Raw genomic sequence first — 4,933 nt, 5'->3', positions numbered from 1 at the left:
GGCGACCCGGAAGCGCGTCGACTGCTGCACAACGCCGCCATGTCGGCCAGCCGCACAGCCGCCTGGAAAGGCTTTTATGAAGAGCAAAGAGCCAAAGGGTTCAGCACTACGCAGGCACTGGTGATACTGGCCCGCAAACTTGCCCGGATCGTATTTGCACTGCTGAAAGGGCAGAGCGAATACCAACCAAAAGCAGGTTGAGGGCTTTCCCTCAACCATAGAATCTCCCACAGGTAAGGTGCTGGCCCGAAATGAGGGGTTTGCCAAAGAAAAACCGCCGAATGACGTTTTTTGCGTGTTATCTGCCGCATTCGCCCTTGCCCTGAACGCTCGCGTCTACGATTCTTCAAGAACAACGACAACACCCGAGTAACCACCATGAAAACCGTCGCCCAACTGCTCAAGCTCAAAGATCAGAAAAATCAGGAAGTGCACCAGATCAAACCCGACCACATGGTGCTCGAAGCGCTGATGAAGATGGCCGAGAAAAACGTCGGCGCCTTGCTGGTGGTGGAAAATGATGAAGTGCTGGGCATCATCAGCGAACGGGACTACGCGCGAAAACTGGTGCTGCACGGCCGCTCTTCGGTAGGCACGCCGGTGCGCGACATCATGGTGTCACCGGTGATTACCGTCGACACCCATCAAACCGTGGAGACCTGCCTGGGCATCATGTCCGATAGACGCCTGCGTCACTTGCCGGTGGTCGAAGGCGGCAAACTGATCGGCCTGCTGTCGATCGGTGACCTGGTCAAGGAAGCGATTGCCGAACAGGCGGAACTGATCAAGCAGCTGGAACAGTACATTCGCGGGGAATAAATCCGGACACCTTGCTTTCCTCCTGTGGGAGCAGGCTCGCTCCCACATTTGGCTTTCAGGGTATTCAGGCCGGCCAATGCCGGGCGAACACCGGTGCCAGTGCCGGGTGGCGGTCGATGCGTTCCAGCCAGGCGAAAAACCCCGGCCGCGCGTTGCGCAAATACTCCCGACTGCCCGCCCATCGCGAGATCACTGCCGCCAGCACATCCAGGCCCCCTGGCTTCTCGCTGCCCAGGTACAACTCGCCCGAGAACTGATCGGCAAACACCTCCCAACTCCAGTGCAGGCGCCGGCGGGCGCCCTCCATGAGGTTCTGCCTGGACGACTCATCCGCCTCGGCCAGCCAGCGTTCGGGGTAATCAATGATGCCGATGGCCGCATAGCAATTGCTGACGATGTACGCCATGCCGCGAATGGCCTGGGCCCGCTCGGCTGGATCCTGCGGCAACAATCCCGATGCGGGAAAGGACAGACCGAGGTGAATCAGGATCGCCGCGCTCTCGGTCAGGACGCCGCCATCGGGTAGCTGCAAGGTCGGGATCTGTTTGAGCGGGTTGAGTTTCTCCAGCGCCTGGGCCGCCTCCGCGGATGCCTCGACATCGATGAAGCGATAAGGAATATCACAGAGTTCAAGGGCAGCTTCGATGGCCGCCGCCCCGGAGTTCTGATAGCCGTAGAGCTGGTACATAAACGTCTCCTTTCACACCGCGATCTCTGCAGTGCCTCATCAATCGTCCCGGCAGAGGAACGCGCCAGCTATCCAGTGTAGAAGCCGCCACCCGTCACACAGCGGCCATCCGACGATCGCACCATCACGCTCACAAGGGGCATGGCGCGTGTCCTATCATTGCCGTCGATGTTCACCATCACGTCAATGAAGTTCTCATAAAAAATCCCCGGCGTAACATCTGCTCCATACCCACCCAATAAGCACCCCGGAGCACACCATCATGAAACGCCAGACCCTCCTCAGCATTGCTTTCTCGGTTTTCGCAGTTAACGCTTTTGCCGCTACCTCTGCTCAACCTGTGGTCGCTGAAGGCGGCTCGGATCGTCTGATTGAAAGCCGTGTGGCCGAGGGTGGTTCGGATCGCCTGCTGGAAAAACGTGTTGCCGAAGGCGGCTCCGACAAGCTCCTGCAAAACCGCGTCGCTGAAGGCGGCTCGGACCGTCTGATCGAAAGCCGCGCCGTCTGAATGCAGTGCTTTACCGCAGGACTCAATGAAAACCCGGCCTCACCCGCCGGGTTTTTTATGCTTTTTTTGCGCCGCGATTACTTCCCGGCCCGCACCATGCAGCGCTGGTAACGCTCATCGACCCGCTTGGCGAACCACGCGGTAGTGAGTTTGCGGGTGATTTTCGGGCTTTGCAGCACGATCCCCGGCAACACTTCACGGGGTAACGGCCGGCCCTCCGCCCGTTCGGCCAGTTCGAAAACCCGCCGATAGAGTTTGCTGTCTTCGAACGCCAGGGTTTTCCCCTCCTCCAGCTGCTCACGGATCGTCGGATTGCGCATGTCCAGTTGCTTGCCGAGGGTGCGCACGGCCAGTTCCGTGGTACCGGGCATGATCGAACCGTAGTTCACCAGATCGCCATCCAGCGCCAACGGGATGCCGGAAGCCCGGCTCACCGCGTTCTGAAACGCGGCGTTACGGCTGGCGTACCAACCCGCGTTGAAGTCCGCAAAACGATACAGCGGCTGCGGGTAGCTCACCGGGTACCCAAGCAGATGCGCGATGCCGAAATACATGCCGCCGCGCCGGGTAAACACTTCATGACGAATCGAGCCCTGCACCGGGTACGGATAGCCCTTGGCCTGCTGTTCGGCAAAATCAATGCCGACCTGCATCGGCCCGCCGGTATGCACCGGATTGAAGCCGCCGAACAGTTTTTTTCCCATCGGTACCATGTCGATGAAGTCGTCGAAAATGGCGCTCAGTTCCTTTTCACTGCGCGCGGCACTCAGGCGGTCGCTATAGCTTTTACCGTTGGGCGAATCGAGCATTAACGCACCGCTCACCAGCAGGCCGGGAATGTGTGCCTTGGCGGCGCGACGGTCGATCTCGTCGCGGGCGATCTTGCCCAGGCCCGGTACGCCCGGATCGACCTGAAAGGTCGACTCCTGTTCGGTCACGGCCAGCACCGAGCACAGGTTTTGCGTGGTCGGCGAGATGTCTTGCGCGGTAAACGCCACCTGGATATCCGTGGCCCACCCCTGGGGGTCAGCAGCCTTGGCCGGCAGCAAACGTACAATCTCGGCCTTCACTTCGGCCGGGCTGCGCGCCGCCGGTTCCTGGGTCCGTTGGCTGCCGCAACCGGCCAATACCAGCAACACGGCGACGCTTGTGATCAATCTGATTTGCATGTCGTTCCATCTAATCCGTTTGTCCGGGCCAACCATACGACCAATGGCAGGTCAGCGGCTACGTCCGTGGCAGTCCGACGGTTGCCGCCCTCCCCGACTGGACCATACTTGATTCACACAGCGAGGAGGACAGGCTCATGCACCGCAGCGATGTGTTGATCATCGGCGCCGGCCCGACCGGGCTGGTCCTGGCGTTGTGGCTGAGCAAACTGGGGGTTCGCGTGCGGATCGTCGACAAAACCTCGGCCCCCGGCACCACCTCCCGGGCGCTGGCCGTCCAGGCACGGACGCTGGAGTTGTATCGCCAACTCGGGCTGGACGACGCCGTGGTGCAACACGGCCATCAAGTAAAGGCCGGCAACTTCTGGGTCAAGGGTGAGCCCGTGGCGCGCCTGCCCCTGTCTCAGATCGGTGAAGGCCTGACCCCCTACTCGTTTCTCGAGATCTTCCCCCAGGACGAACACGAACGGCTTCTGATCGAGCGCCTGGAAGCCTTCGGTATCACGGTGGAACGCAACACCGAACTGGCAGGTTTCGAGCAAACCGCAGACGGCATCACGGCCACGCTGGACCTGCCCGACGGCCAGCAGGAAACCTGCCAGGCCTGTTACCTGGCCGGGTGCGACGGTGCCCGGTCGATTGTGCGCAAGACCCTGGATACCGGGTTTCCCGGCGGCACTTACCAACAGATTTTCTACGTCGCCGACGTGCAGGCCAGCGGCCCGACATTCAACGGCGAACTGCATGTGGATCTCGACGAGGCGGACTTCCTCGCCGTGTTCCCACTGGGAGACAGTGGTCGTGCCCGTCTGATCGGCACGGTGCGCGACGAGCGCGCCGAACACGCCGAGACCCTGCGTTTCGAGGACGTCAGCAGCCGGGCCATCGAGCACATGAAGGTGAAGATCGAGCAACTGAACTGGTTTTCGACCTACCGCGTGCATCATCGGGTGGCGGATCACTTCCGTAACGGCCGGGCGTTTTTGCTGGGCGATGCTGCCCATGTGCACAGCCCGGCGGGCGGTCAGGGCATGAACACCGGTATTGGCGATGCCATCAACCTGGCCTGGAAACTTGCGGCCGTGCTGAGCGGCGGCGCAGAGGCCAGGCTGCTCGACACCTATGAAACCGAGCGCATCGCGTTTGCCCGCAAACTGGTGGCCACCACCGACCGGGTATTTAACTTCGTCACCGCCGAAGGGCGGATGGCCGATTTGCTGCGTACACGCCTGGCACCCTTCTTGATACCGAAAATAACCTCGTTCGAAACCTCCCGCGATTTCATGTTTCGCACGGTGTCGCAGATCACCCTGAATTATCGGGGCATGCCGCTGAGCACGGGCGTTGCCGGGCACGTGCATGGCGGCGACCGCCTGCCCTGGGCCCATGACGGTGAGGGGGATAATTTCGAGTCGCTCAAGTGCCTGACCTGGCAGGTGCATGTCTATGGTGACACCAGCGACGAGATGATCGCCTGGTGCAATGAGCACCATCTACCGCTGCATGTGTTCGACTGGCGGCCGGCGTTCGAAGCCGCGGGCCTGGGGCGCAACGGCTTTTATCTGCTGCGGCCCGATACCTATGTGGCGATTGCCGAGACGTGTGCGGACCCGAAAGTGATCGAACGGTATTTCCGTGATCACGGGATCCGGCCGTTTTTTGGCGGGACCTGATGCAACACAGATCAAAATGTGGGAGCGGGCTTGCTCGCGAAAGCGGAGTGTCAGTCAATGCATCTATCACTGACAC

4 protein-coding genes and 2 pseudogenes are annotated in these 4,933 nt (G+C 60.8%); 4 read left to right on the top strand and 2 right to left on the bottom strand.

The genetic code is table 11. From position 1 onward, the window contains the following. Positions 1 to 201 (top strand): annotated as a pseudogene (locus tag AC1DVE_RS30990) (IS110 family transposase); the annotation flags it as partial. Between the two features lie 177 nt (positions 202 to 378). Beyond that, entirely contained in the window at positions 379 to 819 is a 441-nt protein-coding gene (locus AC1DVE_RS30985) for a CBS domain-containing protein (protein WP_007987990.1), read from the top strand. 64 nt (positions 820 to 883) lie between these two features. Here the strand turns inward: AC1DVE_RS30985 and AC1DVE_RS30980 are convergent, their stop codons facing one another. After that, the gene (locus AC1DVE_RS30980) at positions 884 to 1,507 is read right to left on the bottom strand and encodes a glutathione S-transferase family protein (protein ID WP_223457242.1); all 624 of its coding nucleotides are present in this window, start codon (positions 1,505 to 1,507) and stop codon (positions 884 to 886) included. A gap of 262 nt (positions 1,508 to 1,769) precedes the next feature. On the opposite strand from AC1DVE_RS30980, the pseudogene AC1DVE_RS30975 reads away from it, so the two are divergent. Beyond that, positions 1,770 to 2,006, top strand: a pseudogene (locus AC1DVE_RS30975) (phage infection protein); the annotation flags it as partial. Between the two features lie 86 nt (positions 2,007 to 2,092). Here the strand turns inward: AC1DVE_RS30975 and AC1DVE_RS30970 are convergent. Next, positions 2,093 to 3,184, bottom strand: a complete 1,092-nt coding sequence (locus AC1DVE_RS30970; protein ID WP_223533404.1) for a DUF1615 domain-containing protein — start codon at positions 3,182 to 3,184, stop codon at positions 2,093 to 2,095. 137 nt (positions 3,185 to 3,321) lie between these two features. Here AC1DVE_RS30970 and AC1DVE_RS30965 point away from each other — a divergent pair, with 137 nt between their 5' ends. Further along, positions 3,322 to 4,857, top strand: a complete 1,536-nt coding sequence (locus AC1DVE_RS30965) for an FAD-dependent oxidoreductase (RefSeq protein ID WP_223457248.1) — start codon at positions 3,322 to 3,324, stop codon at positions 4,855 to 4,857. Positions 4,858 to 4,933: the final 76 nt, after the last annotated feature.

The organism is Pseudomonas sp. P4_B4 (assembly GCF_056402255.1).
The sequence above is the reverse complement of the archived record's forward strand: the minus strand, read 5'-3'. Positions and strand labels throughout refer to the sequence as shown.

Coding starts and splice junctions, on each gene's coding strand:
- AC1DVE_RS30965 (WP_223457248.1), top strand. CDS start 3,322: ATGCACCGCAGCGATGTGTTGATCATCGGCGCCGGCCCGACCGGGCTG.
- AC1DVE_RS30985 (WP_007987990.1), top strand. CDS start 379: ATGAAAACCGTCGCCCAACTGCTCAAGCTCAAAGATCAGAAAAATCAG.
- AC1DVE_RS30970 (WP_223533404.1), bottom strand. CDS start 3,184: ATGCAAATCAGATTGATCACAAGCGTCGCCGTGTTGCTGGTATTGGCC.
- AC1DVE_RS30980 (WP_223457242.1), bottom strand. CDS start 1,507: ATGTACCAGCTCTACGGCTATCAGAACTCCGGGGCGGCGGCCATCGAA.